The organism is Streptomyces lincolnensis (assembly GCF_021173675.1).
GTDB classification, from domain to species: domain Bacteria; phylum Actinomycetota; class Actinomycetes; order Streptomycetales; family Streptomycetaceae; genus Streptomyces; species Streptomyces lincolnensis_B.
In genome coordinates this window covers 32,426-49,332 of sequence record NZ_JAIHON010000001.1, presented here as the reverse complement: position 1 = coordinate 49,332, position 16,907 = coordinate 32,426, and the positions used below count along the sequence as shown (strand labels likewise).

Below are 16,907 nucleotides of genomic sequence, written 5' to 3'. Positions count from 1 at the left end.
CTGAGGGTTGGCGCGTCCCGGTCAGGCGGATTCCCGCACGCGGAGCAGGAGGCCGTCCCGGAGGGGTTCGGCGGGGATCTCTTTTCCGCCCAGCGTGTCGACGACCCGACGGGCCAGGCCCCGCGCGATGGCATCGGTGTCTCGGACGACTGTGGTGAGCGGTGGCTGCGCAAGCGACGCGCCTGTGATGTCGTCGACGCCGATCACGGCCAGGTCCCGCGGAGCGCGCAGTCCGAGATGGCTCAGGCCTGCGAGCACGGCGAGGGCGACGTTGTCGTTGAACGCGCAGATTCCCGTAACCGGCGGGTCGGCGGCGAGCCACCCCTTCACCGCCTCGGCGGCGCCGACCGCGTCGAGGGGGACCGTCCGGACGTCCGGCTCCGGCATGTCCAGTTCGGCGCACACCTTGCGGACGCCGTCCAGCCTCGGCTGGGCCAGGACGTCGAGTCCCGGCAGGTCGGGGTAGGCGTAGCCGAGCCGGCGGTGGGGTGCGGCGAGGTGCCGTGCCTGCAGTGCGCCGATCGGATGCTCGGACACCAGGGGAGGGCGGGGCTCACCCCGGACCGACCCGTGCATCGCCATGACCACCTCGATGCCGGCCGCCCGCATCGCCTCGGCCTCCAGGTCGTCGAACTCCTGGAGGGCCAACACCGCCGCCGGGGTCATGGCTTTCCAGATGTCCCGCAAGGGGCGCCCGGGGTGAGCCGACGAGTGCACCACGAAGGTCAGCCCGTTCTCGGCGAAGGCATTGGTCAGCTGCTGGATGAGCCGTCCGAGGACATGCTCGATCGGCCAGTCCGGCAGCAGCCCGAGCACGATCTCCGACCGTCCCGTGCGCAGGGCACGTGCCGCGGCGGAGGGCGCGTAGCCCAGCCGGGCGGCCGCGTCCCACACTCGCTGCCGGGTGGCCTCGGGGATCTTCTGATGGGGAACGCCATTGAGGACGTAGCTCACCGTCGCCCGGGAGACTCCGGCCTCCCGGGCCACATCCGCGCTGGTCACCCGTCTGCCCTCGGACACCCCGCCTCGCCTCGGTCGCACCTCTTGTCAAAACCCACGGCCGCGGTTAGTTTACCGGCCAGATCGTTCAACTGGCACGCGTAAGTGAATCGAGTAGGCAGCTCTCGCTCGGAGCCGTGCCTGCTTACTGTCATCCGGACGACTCGCAGCCAGCCACCAGACGTCCCCGCCCCCCTTCCTCGTTTGCTCGTCGTGGAGGAGCCGTGCCCGGCATCAAGAACACCGCGGTAAGCCCTTGGAAGACCGCGGTCCTCGCCGGTATGGCCTCCTATCTGGACGCCGCGGCCCTCGTCACGTCGGGAATCGCCATCGGCGGCTACTACGCCGGGCCGCTCCAGCTCAGCGCCGGTGCCATCGGATCCCTGCTGGGCCTGCAGACGCTGGCGTTCGCGGTCGGCGCGCTGTTCGGCGGCCGCCTGGGCGACCGGTTCGGCCGCAGGACGGTCTTCACCCTCTCGCTCGTGCTCTACGCGGTCGGTGTCCTGCTCCTCCTGGTGGCGGCAGGACCCGCTCTGCTGTACGCCGGTGTCCTGGCCACCGGCCTGGCCATCGGCGCAGACCTCCCCGTCTCGCTCGCCCTCGTGAACGAGGAGGCGCCGGCCGGCAAGAAGGGCACCATGGTGGTGTTCTCCGGCATGCTCTGGCTCGCCGGGATCCTGACTGTTCTCGTCGTCAGCTCCTTCATGGGAGTCCAGGGCATGCCGGGCGGCCGGATCCTGTTCGCCCATCTGCTCGTCGTGGCGGTCGTCGTACTGCTGCTGCGCCTCAGCCTCAGCGAGTCGGCCGAATGGGCGGCTGCCCGCCGGGCGGCCAGCACGCAGACGACGGTCCGCTCCGAGGCCATCGAGTTCAGCCGCATCCGGGATCTCTTCCGGGCACCGACCGTCTACGCCCTGCTCGCGACGGGCCTCTACTACGCGACCTGGAACCTCGGCGCGAACACCCTCGGCCAGTTCGGCACCTTCCTGTGGACCGCTCTGGCCAAGGGAGAGGTGGCACAGTTCTCCCAGCTGACCCTGGTCGGACTGCCGATCGGGTTTGCCGCCGGCCTGCTGTTTATGCGGGTGGTCGACAAACCGTCCCGGCACGCCTGGTTCGCTGCCGGCTCCGGGCTGATCGTCCTGGCCTGGGCGCTGCCCGCCCTGCTGGGGCCGAGCAGGTTCACCCTGGTCGCCGTCATGCTCCTCTCCGGGCTCGGCAACTCCTTCGCCGGCGAGGCCGTCTACAAGGTCTGGTCGCAGGAGCTGTTCCCGACGCTTCTGAGGGCCACCGCCCAAGGGGTCACGATGGCCTTCACCCGGGCCGTCGCTGGACTGGCCGCCCTCGGCACCCCCGCCTTCGCCCTAGGCCACACCCGCCTGATGTTCGGCACCCTGTTCGGCCTGGCGCTGGCCGCGGCGGTCATCGGCCTGATCTGGGTGCCCCGACTGCCCACAGCTCCCGACCCCGAGCCGACGGCACCCAGGACGGCCGCATTCGGTACACCCCGACAGTCAGCTGTGTGATCCGCTACGGCTCAGGCCGACGGCAGCGCCTTCGTCGATAACCCGGTCGGACCTCTCGAACGCGGTTCGACTTCTCGAAGCTGCCGCCCGCACCCAGGGCGGCAGCCTCGACGGAGCGATCTTCCACAGTGACAACGGGGCGCAGTACGCGTCGAAGGAGTTCGCGAAGGTGTGCAGCCGACTCGGCGTGATCCGCTCGCGCGGAGCGGTCGGCACCAGCGCGGACAATGCCGCCGCGGAGAGTTTCAACGCAACCCTGAAGAGAGACCCTCCAAGGGAAGATACACTGGTCAGGGGCGCGTGATGCCCGCCTCGCAGTGTTCCGATGGGTCACCCGCTACTACACACGACGCAGGCACTCGGGGCTTGGCTACATCAGTCCGATCGCCTTCGAACAGCGATCGTCACGCTGGCCCCTGCCGCATAGCAAATGGTGTCCACGCTTCAGGGGAAGCCCCCCGGAAACAGTCACTGCCTCCCGCTCGCCTCGGCCCGAAAGGCAGCCGACACGTCCATCGCCGCATGCAAGACGAAGGGGTACCCCGTCTCCGTTACGGTCGTGGACCGCGACGGCGTGGTCATCGTCCAGGAGCGAGCCGACACCGCCACCGGCGCCACCCTTGCCGTCAGTCAGCAGAAGGCGTACACGGCTGCAGGGTTCCAGACGCCCACCGACGTGTTGCAGAAGTTGGCCACCACCCAGCCGGGCTTCACCGCAATCCCCGGGTTCGTCATCCTGCCTGGCGGCCTGCCCATCGCCGGGGGCGGCTCCGTGGTCGCTGCGATCGGTGTGGCGGAAGAGATGCGCCAGCGTGGCCGCGCGGTGCCGTTCTGATGCGTCCTCAGGTCAGGATCGACCGTCGACGGCAAGGGCCTCGGGGTTGAGCTGCTCGACCAACTGGTGGAGCAGGCGGTGGATGGTGTCCTTGTCGTCCGGGCCGAGCGGTGAGGTCGTCTCCGCTTCGATCCGAGCAGCGATCGACGCCGCGCGGGCGGCCAGCGAGTGCCCTTCGTCGGTGGCGTACAGGCGCATACTGCGGCGGCTGGTCGGATGGGGCTCGCGGCGCAGCAGTCCTCGCTCGACGAGTTGGCCCACCGCGGCGCCCATGGACTGGGCCGTGATGCCGGAGCGGCGAGCGATCTCAGCTGCGGACACCCCCGGTGTGCGCGCGGCATGCTGGAGAGCGTTGTGCTGGGCCAACGTCAGGGCCTCCACGCGCAGTGCCTTCTCGAGCCTTCCTGCGACGATCTGGGAGAACTGCCAGGCCAAATATCCGGTGGTGGGGAAGGCGGCGTCGGTCACATCGGCAGTTTACGAGAGCACTTCATGGTTGCCCTGGGCGATCCCCGTCGACGGAGGCGCTGTGGGGTGGTCGGCGACGACACTCGGCGGAAGGCTGGTCAGGCGACGGCTTCGCGGCGCGGAGCGCGCGCGTCGCGCCAGTAGAGCGTCGCGGAGGCGATCAGGATCCACACGACCAGGACGACGATGCCGACGGTGAGGCCGTCGTTGTTGAAGTGGGACAACCCTTGGACGGCTCGGACGCCGACTCCCACCGGGAGGATCTTCGAGAACGGATGGAGCCAGTCCGGCAGGTAGGCAGTGGGCAGCGTGCCGCCACTGGTGCTGTTTCCGAAGGTGAACAGGACCACGGCGGCCAGCGACATCCCGGCTCGGCCGAAGAGTCGCATGAACGCCATGGTCGCGCTGCCGACAGCTGCGGCCATCAAGGCGATGACCCCCGCGATGCCCAGGAAGGGTCCGGGCAGTGCCGCGAAGCCCGCGCTCCCGGCTATCACCGCGACCACGATCCCGCCGAGGACGCTGAAGGTGAACAGGCTGGTCAGCCTCCACCGATACTCCAGGCTGGGAGCGATCTGGTAGGTCATCATGCCGAACAGGAACCCGGCCAGCACGACGCCGAACCCGGCGTAGAACACCGACATGCCGCGGGTGTCGCCCGCCGAGGCCGGAACGGCGTCCTGGACGGTCAGCCGGACGCCGCTCGCCTTGGCGACACCCGAGAAGGCGCCGGTGACCGTCGAGGTCACCGAAGGGCCGTTGGCGCCCGCGTACATAAGTTCGGAGGACTTGCCGGAGCCCGTGATGTAGGCGGCGTACACCTTGCGGTCCTCCAGAGCGTGGCGGGCCGCACTCTGGTCGGTATAGCGCTTCACCGCGAAGCCGCCGGGCAGCCCGGTCTCCAGCCCTGCGGTGACCTGTTCGGCTTGCTCGGTCGTTCCCACGACGGCGACCGGAAGGTCATGGGGTCGCGGAGCGTGAAAGGCCGCCAGAAAGACGCTGATGAAGATCGAGCCGATGATCAGAACGATCACGACTGGCATCAGAACGCCCTTCACGCCGGTCGCACCCTGCGGCGAGGGAGCGGAGTCGACTGCGTGGTGGGGCTGAGCGTGGCTGGGCTCGAAGGAAGCGGGGGGCGATGTGGACACGGGCTTCTTCCTCACTCGAAATGTAAGGTACCTTCTATTCCTACCATAGAAATATCAGGCACCTTACTTTCGGAGCTGCGCTCATGCGTTCCACTCAGGTGGACCCCTCGGCACGTACCGGCTATCTCGCGTGGCAGGTGACCCATGTGATGGGGACGCGTCTGGAGAGGGCGTTGCGCTCGCTCGATCTCACGATCGCCCAGCACAACGCCCTCCAGCACCTCGTCTGGACGCCGGGAATCTCCGCCGCGGAGATCGCGCGTCGCACCGGCATCACTCCGCAGTCCATGGGCGCCGCTGTCAGCGCGTTGGAGGACCGAGACCTTGTGGTGCGCCGTGAGCACCCTTCGAGCCGCAGAACCGTCCAGTTGGCCATCACGGACAGGGGTGCCAAGGTCGCCGAACGGGCGCGGGATGTGGTGGAACGTCTCGACAGGGAGGCGCTTGCGGTTCTTACCCCGGCTGAGCGGTCAGTCGTTCACTCCCTGCTGCATCGGATACTTGCCGAGCTCAATCCGGATGCCCTGCCGTCGACGGAGTCGAGTGGCGCGCACTCGGAAGTGGCCTGATCCCCTCGGGGTGTCGACACTCTCGGCGTCTTCCTCAAGTCGCCCTTGTCTCTTGTTCCGGACGGCGGTGTCGTTCGACTGCCGTATCAGGATTGGCGGTTCGACCAGGAGGGTGAAGTGGAGCTCGACCACATCGGCGGCTGCACCTGCCTACTCGACATGACGATGCGCGACCCCGCGGAATGAGGGCCGCGCGCTCCGCAAGTCCTTCGACACGTTCCCCCCCATGGGGCCCAGCTGGTTACCCCCGACGAAGCTGAGCCGCCCAGGCGCTCGAATGCGTTGCTCGGTGGACGGCACACAGCGGCAGCCCGCCCGCATCGCCGACCTCATCTGGGACGTCCCGCGGCTTCTGTCGTACATCTCGAGCGCGATGCGGCTGCTTCCGGGATGTGATCTCCACGGCACGCCCGCACGCGTCGGCGTGGTGCGCGACGGTCACTGGAACGTCGTGGAGATCGATCGGGTCGGCCGGCTGGAGGTGTCGGTGGACTCTGCCGGTGCCGCCCTCTCGCCGACGCGCGGCCACAAGGTTCCGCTCGCCGCCGCGGCGGCACCGGCTCGCCGATGCACCAGGATGCCGATGTGCGGTGGGCCCGGGCCCCGGCAATTCCGTCGCGCAGCCATTCCCAAAGCTGGCCTGTTCCGGCCTCCCGGCATCAGGAGGCGCCGATCCGCTTCGCTGGCAGCGAATTGCCGAGCTTTCGAGTGCGACTATGCGTGGCCGAGGGGTGCGTCACTTCCGCCGTCGACGAGGTTCGCCTGGGCCTTGCTGCCGTGGAAGTCGCGGGAGCGTTGCGCGGTGCCGAAGCCGCCGTAGGGGTAACCGCCGTGCTGTGGCGTGCTGACGGTGTTGAGGGCCGCGGTGGTGTCGGCGTCCAGGTGCAGTTCGGCCGCGCCGAGGTTGTCGGTCAGGTGGCTGAGGGTGCGGGCGCCGACGATGGGGGCGGCGACGGAGGGCTGGTCGGCTGCCCACGCCAGGGCGACCTGGCTGGGGGTGTGGCCGGTCTCACGGGCGATGCGGACGACCGTGTCGATGGTGTGCCAGTTACGGTCGGAGGCGGCGTACTCGGCGGAGACCCACTGGTACAGCTCGTCGTCGGAGCCAGCGCGGGTGTCGGGATCGGGGGTGGTGCCGCGCTGGTACTTGCCGGTGAGGAAGCCGCCTGCGAGGGGGGACCAGGGCAGCAGGGAGACCTGGTTGTGCGATGCGGCGGGGATGACCTCGTACTCGCTCTCCCGTGAGAGCAGGCTGTACTGCTGCTGGAGGGACACGGGCGCGTGGGTGCCCATCCGCAGTGCGGTGGAGAGTGTGAGCTGGAGTTGCCAGCCGGTGAAGTTGGAAAGCCCCACATAGTTGATCTTCCCGGCGTGGACGGCGTCGTCGAGGAACGACAGGGTCTCCTCGATCGGGGTCAGGGGGTCCCAGGCGTGGATCTGGTACAGGTCGACGTGGTCGCGTCCGAGGCGGCGCAGGGAGGCGTCGAGTGAGTGGCGCAGCTGCCGACGGGTGGAGCCGAGGCTGTTGACGTCGGTGCCGGTGCCGTAGCGGCCCTTGGTGGCCAGTACGACGCGGTCGGTGATGTCGTTGGGGCGGCTGGCGAACCAGCGGCCGATGATCTCTTCGCTCCTTCCGCCGCCGTAGACGTTGGAGGTGTCGACCAGGTTGCCGCCGGCGTCCACGAACGCGTCCAGGAGCGCGAACGCCTCGTCTTCGGGGGTCTGGACGCCGAAGTACATCGTGCCGAACGCGATGCGGGAGACGGCGGTTCCGGTGTTGCCGAGCTTGCGGTACTCCATGGGACTCCTTGGCGTTGCGCGGCTCACGCCGCGGTGGGGGACAGTTGCGGCGGGCTCGGGACGACGGAACGGTTTACGGCGTCACCCCGAGGTGGCGTGCGGCTTGTACGGTTCGGGGGGCGGTGTCACCGTCCCCCGAACGAGCCGGAGGTCATTGCCTTCGCGTGTCTGCCGCGAGTCCGTTCGAAGGATCGCCGGACTTTACGGGCCGCTCAGTGGTGGGAGTGCCCGGTGAGGGCCTTGAGGTTGATGGTTCCGCGCTGCAGCTTCGCGTCGTGGGGTGCCTTGAACCCGGCGTCGGCGATGTACAGATGGTTGCCGCTTACGGCGGTGGTGGTGGGGGAGGCGAGGCCGTCGTCGACGGTGAGGGCGGTCTGGGTGGTTCCGTTCGGGCGCACGACGGTGACCCGGTCGGTCGGGTCGTTCTGCGCGGCGAAGACGATGTCAGAGTGGTTGTTGAGGAAGGCGAAGTCGTCGAGGTCGGGGATGTCGTCGGCGACGGTGTGGACGCGGCCGGGGGCTCCGTGGGCGGCGACCGGGATCCTGAGCAGGGTGCCCTGGCTGTAGTTGCTCACCCACACGGCGCCCTTGTGGAAGCGGACGCCGTTGACGCCCAGCGGCAGGGAGCCGTCGGGGTCGGCCGCGAGCGCCGGGCCGCTCTTCCAGATCTTCGGCTGCCCGCCGGAGGCGGGCACGGCCCACACCGTTCCGTTGTAGCTGTCGGCGGCGTAGAGGGTACGGTCGGCCGCATCGATGGCCAGGCCGTTGGGCAGGCCGTCGGGCAGGGCGGCCAGACGCTCGGGACGGCCGTGGGCAGGCAGCTTCCAGACGCCGTTACGGGCGGCGTCGTCGGAGTCCACGTTGTAGTAGACCGTGCCGTCGCTGCCACGGGTGTTACCGGTGATCTGATCGCCCAGATGCCCGGTGACGAGGGTAGTGCGCTGCCCGGAAGGCGCGATCCGTACCAGCTTCGGCGGCTTGTTCGCGGGCACACCCAGCATGGACACCGTCAGGGAGCGGTCAGGGTTGACGTTGATGTTCTCGGGCGAGTCGCCTGAGGCGAAGTCGAACCTGACCGCCGTCTTCACCTGAGTGATGATCGGCTGAAGACCGTACTTTCCGTTGGTGGCGGACGCGGACGGGGCCGCGACGAGGACAGCCGCCAGAGCGGAGACTGCCGCGATGTGAGCGAAGCGAATGCGCATGGTGCTGCTTTCCGTGGAAGCGGCTGGAGGACGACACAGCGGTGCCCTGAGACTCCATGCCGGGTGATACCCCGGCCGGCCGTCGGCGGCCGGGGAACTGACTGTGCGTGGGAGGATCAGGTGAGTGCGACGCGGTGCGGCATCAGGTGTCGAACCGCACGCCGCCGAGCCAGACGACCCTTTCCGGGTCGTGGTGATCGAAGATGTCGCTGCGGCCGGTGTCCAGGCCGGCGATGCGGTCCAGCTCGTCGGCGGTGAGCTCGAAGTCGAAGACGTCGAGGTTCTCGGTCATGCGCTCGGGCCGTACCGACTTCGGGATCACGACGATGTCGCGCTGGACGAGCCAGCGAAGGGCGATCTGGGCGACGGTCTTGTCGTGGGCGCGGGCGACGTCGACGAGCACAGGGTTGTCGAAGAAGCCCTGGCCGCCTTCGGCGAGCGGTCCCCAGGACTCATGCCGGACACCGTACTTGCGCATCAGGTCCTGGTCGGCGCTGCGCTGGAAGAAGACGTGCGTCTCGATCTGGTTGACCGCGGGGACGATCTCGTTGTGTGTGATGAGGTCGGCGAGCCGGTCGGGGTAGAAGTTGCTGACCCCGATCGCCCGGCTGCGGCCGTCCTGGTTGAGAGCCTCCATGGCCCGCCATGATCCGTAGTAGTCGCCGAAGGGCTGGTGGATCAGGTACAGGTCGAGGTAGTCGAGGCCCAGGCGGTCGAGCGAGCGGTCGAAGGCACGCTTGGCGCTCTCCTCACCGTAGTCCTGAACCCACAACTTCGTGGTGACGAACAGTTCGTCGCGGGGAATGCCGCTGGCGGCGATCGCACGGCCCACAGCGCGCTCGTTCTCGTAGCCGGCGGCGGTGTCGATGAGGCGGTAGCCGGCTTCGAGCGCGGCCTCGACCGCCTGCTGGGTCTGCTCCTCGGGGATCTGGAAGACGCCGAAGCCGAGGATCGGCATGTGCACGCCGTTGTTGAGGGCGACCTGCGGCACCTTGATCGTCATGGGTGAAGCCTCCGCTTTCTGACGGTGGGGGGATGTCGGCTGGGCAGCAGCCGGTGGGGCAGCGAAGCTGCTGCCGGCCTGGGCACTGACGGCAGGCCGTCCGGCTTCTACCAGGTCTGGCGTTCCAGCCAGGTGTGGATGCGCTGGGCCGTCTCGCGCCAGCCGGGTTCGAGGAGCACGTTGTGGGTGCGGCCGGGAAGGAAGAGGTAGTCGGAGCCGAAGTAGGCGGCGCTGCGGCGGATCGCTTCGGCGGGGACGACGACGTCGTTTTCTGCCGCGATGACCAGGGACGGGCCGCCGATGCGCGTGCGGTCCACGCTGAAGGAGGTGGAGATGGTCTCCTGGATGGCGAGGGCCGATTCCCTGGACAGCAGGGCGTAGTACCGGCGGGCGTCCTCTTCCGAACACCCCGCGAGCACACGAGGCCACTCCTCCTCGAACGAGCCGATGCCGACCGGCTTCGACAGATCGAGCTCCCGCTCCGGGTGGAGACCGACTTCGGCGCAGATGGCGGGCGTGATGTGCACCTCGGCGACGACTGGGCGCTTCTCGGCGTACTTCTGTCCGACGAGTGCGCCCATGCTGTGGGTCACCAGGACGGGTACCTGTCCGATGTGGTCGACCACGATCTCCAGCTCTTCCACGGTCTCGGCCATGGAGCGGGCCGCGAACTGCTCATCTGGCAGCTCATGGGAGCGGTGGTGGTTGTACCAGCTGAAGGCGTAGCAGTCCCGGCCGGTCGCGGCGAAGAAGGGGAGGTAGTTCTCCCACACCCAGCTGCCCTGGCCGCCGCCGTGCACGAAGACGATGGGCGCGGCTGAGGGGCTGCTTTCGGAGAGCGCGTATTCGATGAACACGCCCTTGACGGTCGTGTTTTCAATCTTCACAGTGATGCCTTTTCGATGTCGATGGGAGTGGGCTGGGTAGGGGTGGTCAGTTGCCCCGGCCGCCGTGTGGGGCGGGCAGGGCGTTGAGTGCGGCGAGGTCGGCCTCGCTGAGCTGGATGTCGGCGGCGCCGGCGTTGTCCAGCAGGTACTTCGGGGTCTTGGTGCCGGGGATCGGGATGACGTACCGGCCCTGGGCCAGGACCCAGGCGAGGGCGACCTGGGCCGGGGCGGCGCCGTTCCGCTCGGCGATCTCGCGCACCCGGCCGACGAGGGCGAGGTTCTGCTGGAGGGCGTCCTGCTGGAAGCGCGGCATCCGGCGGCGGACGTCCTCCTGGGGCAGGTCGTCCACCGAGGTGAAGCGTCCGGTGAGGAAGCCCCTGCCCAGGGGGGAGTAGGGCAGGAAGGCGATGTTCTGTTCCTGGCAGTAGGGCAGCACGTCTTGCATCCAGTCCCTCGTCCACAGCGACAGCTCGCACTGCACCGTGGCGATCGGGTGCACCGTCTGAGCGCGTTTGATCTGTTCGACGTCCACCTCGGACAGGCCGATCGCGCGGGCCTTGCCGGCGGTGACCGTCTCGGCCAGGGCGCCGACGCTTTCCTCGATCGGCACCTGGGGGTCGACCCGGTGCAACTGGTAGAGGTCGACGTGGTCGGTGCCCAGGCGTTGCAGGCTCTCGTCGATGGAGCGGCGGATGTGCTCCGGGCGGCCGTTCTCGGCGCGGACCGGGTTGCCTGCTTCGTCGCGGGACAGGGCGCCGACCTTTGTGGCCAGGACCGCCCGGTCGCGGTGGCCGCCTGACAGGGCCCGGCCGACGAGTTCCTCGTTGGTGAAGGGTCCGTACACATCGGCGGTGTCGATCAGGGTTATGCCCAGATCCAGCGCCGTGCGTATCACCGAGACGTACGTGTCCTCGTCGCGAGCCGCGGCCATGTCGTAGGCGTAGCTCATGCCCATGCAGCCCAGGCCGATCACGCCCACCTCGGGGCCGCCGGGGCCCAGTGTCGTCGTACGCATGCGCTTCCTTTCATTTCTGGGAGCCAAGGTGTCGGATGCCGGGCGGGAAGGACCGGCCTTCCCATGCGGTGTCAACTCCGCGCTCATTTCCGCGCTCATTCCGCCGTGTGCCGCGGGGCGGCCGGCAGGCCGAGAGGCAGCAGGGCCTGGGCGCAACGGCAGAGGAGGCGCGGGCGGAGTTGTCCAGAGCCGCCGATATCCACGAAATCAGCTCCCGCGTCCCGCTGACAGGCACGCTCTTTGGGGGTAACGGCAGTGACCCCCTCGCGCCGGAGCCGCGTGGCGTACCGGTGAGCCAATGCAGGCAGGCGCATCCTGCTGACGGACAGTCCGGGCCGGCCGAGCAGACGGACTTCCACGGTCGTCTCCAGCAGTCGCGTACGTGATGTTTGGGATGGGAGGTGTCGAACGCGTGCGGGAGGAGCCGACATCCCCCGGGAAGGGTCAGCTCCGCGCTGCCTCCGCCTTGCGCTGGGAGGCGGCCAGCAGGCCGAGGGGCAGCAGAGCCACCAGGGCGAAGGCGAAGCCGGTCAGAGACGGGCCCTTCAGGTCCAGGCTGGAATTCAGGGCGACACCACCGAGCCAGGAGCCCGTGGCGATACCGATCTGGAAGGCCGAGGTGGCCACGGCTACCGGCAGGGACCGGCCCTGTCCGGCGATCTTGACGACCTGACCGACCACGATCGGGTTGCCGGCGAAGCCGGCGGCACCGAGCAGCATGATCAGGACGACGGCCACGACGCTGTTGGTCGCCCACAGGGTGATCGCGCCCAGAGCTGCGGTGGTCAGGGCGGCGGTCGGGATGAGCGTGCCGTAGGGCCGCCGGTCACCGAGGCGGCCGCCGACCATCGTGCCGGACAGGGCGCCGATGCCGAAGCCGAGCATCGCCAGCGGTACCGCCGAGCTCGCCAGGTGGGCGCGGTCGGTCAGCAGGGGGGCGACGTAGCTGTAGGCGCCCATGATGCCGGCCTGGAGCAGGGCGATGGACAGGTAGACCAGCCACAGCCGGGGCTGCTTGAGCGCGGCCACCTCGGCGCGCACGGAGCTGTCGGCGCGGGTGGTGTCGGCCGGGATACGGCGGGCGATCACGGCCGCGGCGGCCACAGAGAGTGCGGCGAGCATCCAGTAGGGGGTCTGCCAGCCGCCCAGCTGGCCGGCTGCCGTACCCAGGGGGACGCCGATGATGTTGGCGAGCGTGATGCCGCCGACCATCACGCCCGTGGCGCGGGTGCTGGCGGCGGGGCCGGCCGCGGCGGTGGCGATCACGGCGCCCACGGCCCAGAAGGTGCCGTGGCCCAGCGCGGCGGCGATCCGGCCGACGATCGCGAGGTTCAGGTTGGGGCTGAGCGCGCTGAGGACGTGGCCTGCGGCGAAGACCAGCAGCGCGGCTATGAGGGCCGAACGGCGCGGCAAGCGCTGGGTCGCGATCGCCATCAGGGGAGCGCCGATCGTCATGCCAATGGCGAAGGCGGTGATGAGCATCCCGGCGCTGGACACGCTGACGTTCAGGGCGTCGGAGATCTCCGGCAGCAGACCGGAGACGACGAACTCGCTGGTGCCCATGATGAAGGTGATGCCGCCCATCAGCCACACCACCGGCGGCAGCTTGACCTTCCCGGCAGCCACGGACGTGCCGTCGTCGGCCGTGAGCGGTGCGGCGGCCGAGGTGTCCGGTTTCGTGGACGAAGGGGAACTCACTGAGATTCCTTTCAAGACAGGTTGGCGCGGACCCCCGTCATCCGAAGGTGTTCCGGCAAAGCGGCATGCGCGCCGATGGGTCGCGGGCCGAGTCCTTCAGGCCCGCCGCGATCCAGGTAATCAGCGGCCGCGTCCGGCAGGCAGTCACGCTTGTAAGGGGTAACGGCAGTGCCCCCCTCTTGCCGTGCGTCCGACGCACGGGGAGCGGAGACGATCACTTTCGGCTTCTTTTTGGGAGCGCACGGTGACGCTGGTGAGCAGACCGGAACCGGCGTGATCTGCCCGCAGGGCGGGAAACCCGCGGGTGCAGGTCCTGACACCGGACGGACGGCGCTTGGCGTCAGCTCTCGATGTCGGCCGGTGTTCCAGCTTGGTCCGGCGCGGCGGCCCAGCTGGCCAGGAGCTTCAGAGCATCGGCGGCCGGGGTGCCGGGATCGGCGCTGTAGACGGTGATGGACAACCCCTCGTCACCGGGCAGGTCCAGGCTCTCGTGGACCAGTTCCATCTCGCCCACCGCCGGATGATGGAACCGCTTGACGCCCTCGGTGAAGACGTGCACGTCGTGCGCGCCCCACATGGTGCGGAAGGCGTCGCTGCGCGTGGACAGCTCACCAATCAGGTTCGACAGTTCTCTGTCGTAGGGGTTCTTGGCGACCTCGACCCGCAGCACACCGACCCCGTCCCGAGCCACGCGCTCCCAGTCCGGGTAGACCCGGGTGGCGCGGGGGTCGAGGAAGACGAACCGGCAGGTGTTCGGCGGCTCCATCTCGAACAGCTGGTAGTGCAGGGCGCGGCCGAGCGGATTGGCCGCCAGAATGTCCATGCGGTTGTTGCGCAGATACGCGGGCTGGTCGTGCAGGCCCTCGAGGATGCGCAGCACGCTCGGCCGCACGACGGTCTTCTTCGGACGCCGCCGCACCCGAGCCGGGCTTGTGTTCGCTGCACGCGCCAGCGCGTAGAGATGATCGCGCTCGGTGTCACCCAGTCGAAGGGCCTGGGCGACTGCGTCCAGGACACTGTCCGAGACCCCGCTGAGATCGCCGCGCTCCATGCGCGTGTAGTACTCCACACTCACGCCGGCGAGCATCGCCACTTCGCCACGACGCAGGCCGGGTACCCGGCGCTGCCCGTACACCGGCATTCCCGCCCGCTCCGGAGTGATCTTGTCACGGCGGGATTTGAGAAATGCGCTTACTTCAGCCCGATTGTCCATACAGCCAGCCTAGGGAGCCGGTGCCGCCGCTGGGGGGCCCTGTCTTTACCCCTCACAGCACTGACTCCCACGGCAGCATCCTGGCGGATTGCTTGTCGACTGCACTGGTCCGGTCGTGCTATTTGAGCGGAGCGCTCCGCTCCGATATGTTCGTGCAGGACACATCGTTCCGCCGACCCGGAGGACACATTGAAGACGACGAGCATGCCGAGGGCCCTGGTGACCGGTGGCAGCCGGGGAATCGGGGCGGCCACCTCGCGTGCGTTGGCCGCCCGGGGCTACCGCGTGGCCGTCAACTACTTCTCGAACCGCGAGGCCGCCGACCAGGTGGTCAAGCGGATCGAGGCCGACGGCGGCGAAGCCTTCGCCATACAGGCCGACGTGCACGCCCCCCGCCAGGCGGCCGAACTGCTGGACCGCTCGGCGGGCGACGGGCGCCTGGACGCCCTGGTCTGCAACGCCGGTGCCCGCTTCACCCCGACCCCGCTCTCCGGCCTGTCCTGGGACGACTTCCACACCAAGGTGACGAACGAACTCGCGTCCGCCTACACCCTCACCCAGCGGGCGCTGGCCATCTTGGGGGCCCAGGGCGGGGGCCGGATCGTGTACGTCTCCAGTGCGGTGGCCGACGGCCCGCCCATGGTGGGCATGGTCGCACACGGTACCGCCAAGGCCGCGCTGAACACCTTCGCCCGGTTCGTCGCCTACGAGGCCGGCCCGCTCGGCATCAACGTCAACGTCGTGGCGCCCGGCTACGTGCGCACCGAGGCCAGCGCCCGGCTGCCGGTGGAGTTCCAGCGGCTCCTGGCCGACCACACCCCGCTCGGACGGGTCGCGGAACCGGAGGACGTGGCCGGGGCGATCGCGATGCTCGTGGGGGCGGAGGCCGGTTTCGTCACCGGGTCGGTCGTCACCGTCGACGGCGGGCACGGCGTGGGCCGCCGCTGAGGGAGAATCCGTGCCATGGGTGACACGTACGAGGGCAGACCGCGAGGCCGCAGGCGGGAGGCGGACCGTAACGACGCCCGCCTCTTCCAGGCGGCGCGCGAGGTCTTCGCCGAGCGCGGCTGGGACGCTCCCGTCTCCGAGATCGCCCGCCGCGCCGGCATCGGCATGGGCAGCCTCTACCGCCGCTACCCCAGCAAGGAGTCGCTGGCCCAGCGCATGCGGATCGTGGCGATGGAGCAGCTCGTCACCCAGGCACGCACCGCTCTCGCCGAGGCGCCCGACCCCTGGTCCGCCTTCGCACGCTTCTTGCGGGACGTACTGGCCGCCCAGCAGCCGGGCGGTCCACTCCTGCCTCTCGTCGGCGGACGGCTGCCGGCCACGGACGACATCGTCGACGCGGCCGACAGGCTCCGGGCCGCCCTGGACGACCTGGTGGTCGGTGCGCAGCGGGCCGGGGTGCTGCGCACCGACTTCACCTCCGCCGACATCCCCTTGCTGCTCGAACACCTCACCGCGCGCATCCCGGTCGCCGGTGAGCGTGCCACCGCGCTGCACCTGCGCTACCTCGACATGGTCCTCGCCGGACTGCGCACCTCGCCAGCCGGCGAACCCGGCGCCCTGACGGGCCCGGCACCGCACTGGGCGGAACTCGGGGAGCTGTGGAACGCACGAGCGGAGTGAACCCCGGGATGCGAACTCCCGTGACGGCCGAAGCCTCGCCCGGGACTCGCGTCCGGGCGACGCGACCGGCAGGTCATGCACGCAGCCCGAGGAGGCCGGCAGCCGCGTCCCGTTGAGAGCTCGGTGGGGACGGTTGGCCGCGGGGTACTGGGTCAGAGTGGTTTTGAAGCAACGACGCCACAAAGCCGAGCGAGTTCGTGCCGCCAGGCGGTGTCGGTGTTGAAGCCCGCACCGAGGTCAGGCAGTTCGGCCATGTCGGTGTCGGGCAGGTCGAGGAGGGTCCCGCCGGCGGAGACGATTCGCAGGGAGAGCCGGGCCAGGCCGTCGACGCTGATCGCCTGGAGCACTGCCTGCTCGACGGTGGCCGCGGCACTGGTCACGCCGTGAGCGCGAAGCACCACGACCGGACGATCCGCCATCGAGCGGACCATCTCATCGGCCAGGCGACGGTTTCGGATCAGGACCCCGCGCGGATGCACCGGAACACCGCCGGCGGCGAGGCGGGTGCCGGGGATGTCGAACGCCCCGACGATGGGCCGGATGCTGATGCCGGCGAGGTCTGCGGCGACGACATCGGGTGGGTGGGCGTGCAGGACCGCGTCGATCTCCGGGCGCTGCCGGAGGAGTTCGGTATGCAGCGGCAGTTCGTTCGGCGGGGAGTAACCGTTCAGTTCGCCCGGGGCTCCTTCGGTCCCGTCGAAGTCGACCAGCCGGACGTCGTCGGGCGTTGTGTAGCCGAGCCCGCGCTCCTGGGGGCCTCGACAGCGGATGAGCAGCCTGCGGTCATCGATTCTCAGGCTGATGTGGCCGAGGATGCCGTCGGCCAGGCCACGGCCGGCCATGACCCGGCAGGCATGTGCGACCAGCCCCCGCCGGGACCGGAGCTCGGTCGATGCCGGTGTGAGCATA

General features: G+C 69.3%; 16 protein-coding genes and 2 pseudogenes. 7 read left to right on the top strand and 11 right to left on the bottom strand.

The window, feature by feature from the left end; genetic code table 11:
- Positions 1-21: 21 nt before the first annotated feature.
- Positions 22-1,002, bottom strand: a complete 981-nt coding sequence (locus K4B79_RS48215; protein ID WP_232024082.1) for a LacI family DNA-binding transcriptional regulator — start codon at positions 1,000-1,002, stop codon at positions 22-24.
- A gap of 221 nt (positions 1,003-1,223) precedes the next feature.
- Between K4B79_RS48215 and K4B79_RS00235 the strand changes: the two genes are divergently transcribed.
- The 3 genes and pseudogenes from K4B79_RS00235 (at position 1,224) to K4B79_RS00225 (ending at position 3,360) form a co-directional block, all read left to right on the top strand.
- Complete coding sequence (locus K4B79_RS00235) at positions 1,224-2,525, top strand: MFS transporter (protein ID WP_232024081.1); 1,302 nt, start codon at positions 1,224-1,226, stop codon at positions 2,523-2,525.
- Positions 2,518-2,952, top strand: a pseudogene (locus K4B79_RS00230) (transposase). The gene K4B79_RS00235 and the pseudogene K4B79_RS00230 overlap by 8 nt, the downstream one beginning before the upstream one ends.
- A 3-nt stretch (positions 2,953-2,955) precedes the next feature.
- Positions 2,956-3,360 carry a GlcG/HbpS family heme-binding protein gene (locus K4B79_RS00225; RefSeq protein WP_232024080.1) on the top strand — a complete coding sequence of 135 codons (405 nt, stop codon included), beginning with the start codon at positions 2,956-2,958 and terminating at the stop codon, positions 3,358-3,360.
- Positions 3,361-3,372: 12 nt separating this feature from the next.
- Here K4B79_RS00225 and K4B79_RS00220 read toward each other — a convergent pair whose 3' ends face one another.
- On the bottom strand, positions 3,373-3,828 hold the full coding sequence (locus K4B79_RS00220; RefSeq protein ID WP_232024079.1) for a MarR family winged helix-turn-helix transcriptional regulator: 456 nt from the start codon (positions 3,826-3,828) through the stop codon (positions 3,373-3,375).
- A gap of 98 nt (positions 3,829-3,926) precedes the next feature.
- Entirely contained in the window at positions 3,927-4,871 is a 945-nt protein-coding gene (locus tag K4B79_RS00215; protein WP_232024078.1) for an ABC transporter permease, read from the bottom strand.
- 191 nt (positions 4,872-5,062) lie between these two features.
- Here K4B79_RS00215 and K4B79_RS00210 point away from each other — a divergent pair, with 191 nt between their 5' ends.
- Both K4B79_RS00210 and K4B79_RS48510 read left to right on the top strand, forming a co-directional pair.
- Positions 5,063-5,548 carry a MarR family winged helix-turn-helix transcriptional regulator gene (locus tag K4B79_RS00210; protein WP_232024077.1) on the top strand — a complete coding sequence of 162 codons (486 nt, stop codon included), beginning with the start codon at positions 5,063-5,065 and terminating at the stop codon, positions 5,546-5,548.
- A gap of 205 nt (positions 5,549-5,753) precedes the next feature.
- Positions 5,754-6,368, top strand: a pseudogene (locus K4B79_RS48510) (fumarylacetoacetate hydrolase family protein); the annotation flags it as partial.
- On the opposite strand, the gene K4B79_RS00205 reads toward K4B79_RS48510, so the two are convergent.
- From K4B79_RS00205 to K4B79_RS00175, 7 genes are all read right to left on the bottom strand, one after another.
- Positions 6,263-7,348, bottom strand: coding sequence for an aldo/keto reductase (locus tag K4B79_RS00205; protein ID WP_232024076.1), 1,086 nt, complete (start codon positions 7,346-7,348; stop codon positions 6,263-6,265). The pseudogene K4B79_RS48510 and the gene K4B79_RS00205 sit on opposite strands and share 106 nt — an antisense overlap.
- 212 nt (positions 7,349-7,560) lie before the next feature.
- Positions 7,561-8,553, bottom strand: a complete 993-nt coding sequence (locus K4B79_RS00200; protein ID WP_232024075.1) for an SMP-30/gluconolactonase/LRE family protein — start codon at positions 8,551-8,553, stop codon at positions 7,561-7,563.
- Positions 8,554-8,695: 142 nt separating this feature from the next.
- Positions 8,696-9,544, bottom strand: coding sequence for an aldo/keto reductase (locus tag K4B79_RS00195; RefSeq protein WP_232024718.1), 849 nt, complete (start codon positions 9,542-9,544; stop codon positions 8,696-8,698).
- Positions 9,545-9,663: 119 nt separating this feature from the next.
- On the bottom strand, positions 9,664-10,443 hold the full coding sequence (locus K4B79_RS00190; RefSeq protein WP_232024074.1) for an alpha/beta hydrolase: 780 nt from the start codon (positions 10,441-10,443) through the stop codon (positions 9,664-9,666).
- Positions 10,444-10,489: 46 nt separating this feature from the next.
- Positions 10,490-11,458, bottom strand: a complete 969-nt coding sequence (locus K4B79_RS00185) for an aldo/keto reductase (protein WP_232024073.1) — start codon at positions 11,456-11,458, stop codon at positions 10,490-10,492.
- A gap of 444 nt (positions 11,459-11,902) precedes the next feature.
- Positions 11,903-13,156 carry an MFS transporter gene (locus K4B79_RS00180; protein ID WP_232024072.1) on the bottom strand — a complete coding sequence of 418 codons (1,254 nt, stop codon included), beginning with the start codon at positions 13,154-13,156 and terminating at the stop codon, positions 11,903-11,905.
- A 340-nt stretch (positions 13,157-13,496) separates the two neighbouring features.
- A complete protein-coding gene (locus K4B79_RS00175) occupies positions 13,497-14,369 on the bottom strand; it encodes a helix-turn-helix transcriptional regulator (protein ID WP_232024071.1) in 873 nt (290 codons plus the stop codon).
- Positions 14,370-14,558: 189 nt separating this feature from the next.
- Here K4B79_RS00175 and K4B79_RS00170 point away from each other — a divergent pair, with 189 nt between their 5' ends.
- Together K4B79_RS00170 and K4B79_RS00165 are read left to right on the top strand one after the other, a co-directional pair.
- Positions 14,559-15,317 (top strand): SDR family oxidoreductase, encoded by a 759-nt coding sequence (locus K4B79_RS00170; protein WP_232024070.1) that lies wholly within the window; start codon positions 14,559-14,561, stop codon positions 15,315-15,317.
- 15 nt (positions 15,318-15,332) lie between these two features.
- Entirely contained in the window at positions 15,333-15,998 is a 666-nt protein-coding gene (locus tag K4B79_RS00165) for a TetR/AcrR family transcriptional regulator (protein ID WP_232024069.1), read from the top strand.
- A gap of 152 nt (positions 15,999-16,150) precedes the next feature.
- Here K4B79_RS00165 and K4B79_RS00160 read toward each other — a convergent pair whose 3' ends face one another.
- Positions 16,151-16,906 (bottom strand): class II aldolase/adducin family protein, encoded by a 756-nt coding sequence (locus tag K4B79_RS00160; protein WP_269462988.1) that lies wholly within the window; start codon positions 16,904-16,906, stop codon positions 16,151-16,153.
- Position 16,907: the final 1 nt, after the last annotated feature.

Excerpts from the sequence above, each read along its gene's own strand:
- K4B79_RS00225 (WP_232024080.1), top strand. The coding sequence starts at position 2,956 with ATGGTGTCCACGCTTCAGGGGAAGCCCCCCGGAAACAGTCACTGCCTC.
- K4B79_RS00215 (WP_232024078.1), bottom strand. The coding sequence starts at position 4,871 with ATGCCAGTCGTGATCGTTCTGATCATCGGCTCGATCTTCATCAGCGTC.
- K4B79_RS00210 (WP_232024077.1), top strand. The coding sequence starts at position 5,063 with ATGCGTTCCACTCAGGTGGACCCCTCGGCACGTACCGGCTATCTCGCG.
- K4B79_RS00205 (WP_232024076.1), bottom strand. The coding sequence starts at position 7,348 with ATGGAGTACCGCAAGCTCGGCAACACCGGAACCGCCGTCTCCCGCATC.
- K4B79_RS00200 (WP_232024075.1), bottom strand. The coding sequence starts at position 8,553 with ATGCGCATTCGCTTCGCTCACATCGCGGCAGTCTCCGCTCTGGCGGCT.
- K4B79_RS00185 (WP_232024073.1), bottom strand. The coding sequence starts at position 11,458 with ATGCGTACGACGACACTGGGCCCCGGCGGCCCCGAGGTGGGCGTGATC.
- K4B79_RS00175 (WP_232024071.1), bottom strand. The coding sequence starts at position 14,369 with ATGGACAATCGGGCTGAAGTAAGCGCATTTCTCAAATCCCGCCGTGAC.
- K4B79_RS00165 (WP_232024069.1), top strand. The coding sequence starts at position 15,333 with ATGGGTGACACGTACGAGGGCAGACCGCGAGGCCGCAGGCGGGAGGCG.
- K4B79_RS00160 (WP_269462988.1), bottom strand. The coding sequence starts at position 16,906 with ATGCTCACACCGGCATCGACCGAGCTCCGGTCCCGGCGGGGGCTGGTC.